The 2,385-nt window shown below is 49.6% G+C and carries 1 protein-coding gene; it reads right to left on the bottom strand.

The features are described from left to right. Positions 1 to 99: 99 nt before the first annotated feature. Positions 100 to 1,773, bottom strand: a complete 1,674-nt coding sequence (gene ltrA, locus ACESSZ_RS16350; RefSeq protein ID WP_274271675.1) for a group II intron reverse transcriptase/maturase — start codon at positions 1,771 to 1,773, stop codon at positions 100 to 102. Positions 1,774 to 2,385: the final 612 nt, after the last annotated feature.

Raw genomic sequence — 2,385 nt, 5'->3', positions numbered from 1 at the left:
TCTGGTCGGGTAAGAGATGGACATTGCTGCCCATCCCTCCCCTAAGAACCGTACGTGAGAGTTTCCCCTCATACGGCTCAAGCCTTTCAAAAGGCCCCCTTATCGGGAACCCGGCTCAAAAGTAGTAATCAGGCTGTGGATTTCTTCATGACATTCCTTGTGTACCATGATTTTCAGGCTATTCTTGCCGGCTGGAGTATGCACCTTGAAGCCGGTTTCCGATGTGATAAGGTCTCCACAGACCGGACAGCGGCGATGTTGCCGCCGCCAGATTGTCAGTAATTTTTCCCGTCCCTTCGTGCTGTTGAGTAGCTTTTCGCCCTCTCGTTCCTCGAAATAGTCCGTCCAACATTCATCAAACGGGTTTGCTTCCGCTACGATTTTCTTAAATCGAATGATTTTTGTATCGGTTGCGTATTCGAGTTTGCAGTAGAGCGGCTCACCCTCGGTACTTTGGTTTTCATAGGGAACAGAGAATGTCCACTGACGGGAGCCAATATGGTGCCAGTATTTCTGTGCAATCCATTTGTGGCTCTTTTTCTTATGTCTGCGCTTCGCCCATTGCCACAGGCATTTGTATATCTCATAGTCAACCCTGCTGAACACCTTGGAGGACACGACATATCGCTGGTTATTCACCCAGCCCCGGATAACGGGATTGAGCTTGCGTATCAGCGTTTCCTGTTTGGTGGATTTATTGCCCTTTATGATGCTCCGCACCTTTTCTAAGAACGACTTGACCGAAGTTTTGGACGGTTTGATGAGTAGCTTGCCGTTATATTTTCGGATGTTTTTGCCCAGGAAGTCAAAGCCATCTTCAATATGAGTGATGACCGTCTTTTCTTCCGAGAGCTGTAGCCCACGTTCTGTCAGAAATTCTTTGACGATAGGCAGCACCTTGTCCCGCAAAAATTCCGGCGATTCTCCGGTGATAATAAAATCATCCGCATAACGCACGAAATTCAGCTTGTTAAAGTGTGTTCGTCCATTTACCTTCTGTCGGGTGGGAAGCCGTTCTTGAAGCAGCCGTTCCAGACCGTCCAGCGTCATGTTCATAAGTGTAGGGGAGATTGTGCCGCCCTGCGGCGCACCCTCGTCCGTTGGGAACAATTTGCGCGTTTCCACATATCCGCATTTCAGCCACTTTTCGAGTATTTGCGTGTCCATTGGAATATTTTCCAACAGCCATTCGTGACTGATATGGTCGAAGCAGCCCTTGATGTCGCCCTCCAGTATCCATTCCGGGGATTTCCCTTTGTTCAGGTCAGTGAAGCACTGCTCGATTGCATCATGGGTGCTTCTGCCGATTCTGAACCCGTAGGAGTTAGGGTCGGCATAGGTTTCCGCTATCGGCTCCAGCGAAAATTTGTAGAGTGTCTGCATGGCTCGGTCGGTCATAGTCGGGATGCCCAGCGGACGCATTTTCCCGTTTTTCTTAGGGATATAGTGCCGTCTGAGCGGTTGCGGGTGATAACCCCGCCGGTTGAGTTTTGAGATTGCGTTGAATTTTGCCTGTGGTGTCAGCCATAATTCATGGTCTACGCCGGATGTTCTTTTGCCTTGATTACTTGTCACTCGCTTCACTGCCAAGGCTTTGGCATAGAACGAATGTGTCAGCAGCCATTGCAGCGATTTTACCTTGCTGTAATGGCCTTCTTTTTGAGCCTTTACGATACGCACTTGCAGCTTTTTGACATACGCAAGTGCTTTCTGCCAGTCTATGGCTTCCCAGCACGTTGCAATGCCGGGGGATGCACACGGTTTCCCGTTCATTTGCAATTTCCTCCTTCAAAAGTTCTGTAAATTCTCTCGTAAAGAAAGACCGGATGGAAGTCTGCCCGCTTTCGCGTGAGATAATGTTGCAATCTCTATCCGTCCCCATTACAGGGGCGGCGTTCGCTTTTTCCATCGCTCCTTACCCGCATTTCCCATGGGCTTCCCTTACGGTCTGCTTTCCGGCTATGCCGGAGAAAATACGGGCTTACCACGTTTCACATAATGAACAGTGTGGGTTAGGTTCCGCCTCTCCGCCGACAGTCATAATGTCCATGTGCCCCCACTATGGAAGGGGACAACCGACTGCAACACCTTTTGGTTCAGGCTTATCAGCAACTTTAGCCTGTTCGCACTTTAACGACGTTTATTGGCGATTTACATTACATTAACCATACCACACAGCCAAGCTCCCCAGCCGCATTGTTGCTTGCAGCTTGTCACTTCTGCCTCACAGCTTCCGCTTGACCCCGTTCGGGGAGGGCTACTCTTTCACATCAGGCTTCCTCACAGTCGTTACCAACTGCTTTGGTGATGTTAGGCTACTGCTAATGGAATAGCAGGTTCGGTCACTGCCGAACAATTACATTATGCGACTTCGTGTCGCACCCA

This window comes from Eubacterium sp. 3_1_31 (assembly GCF_964249515.1).
Classification (GTDB): Bacteria; Bacillota_I; Bacilli_A; order Erysipelotrichales; family Erysipelotrichaceae; genus Longicatena; species Longicatena caecimuris.
This window is presented reverse-complemented; position numbering and strand designations above follow the sequence as displayed.

What these genes read in the sequence shown, in the direction of transcription:
- ltrA (WP_274271675.1), bottom strand. Translation starts at nt 1,773, where the DNA reads ATGAACGGGAAACCGTGTGCATCCCCCGGCATTGCAACGTGCTGGGAA.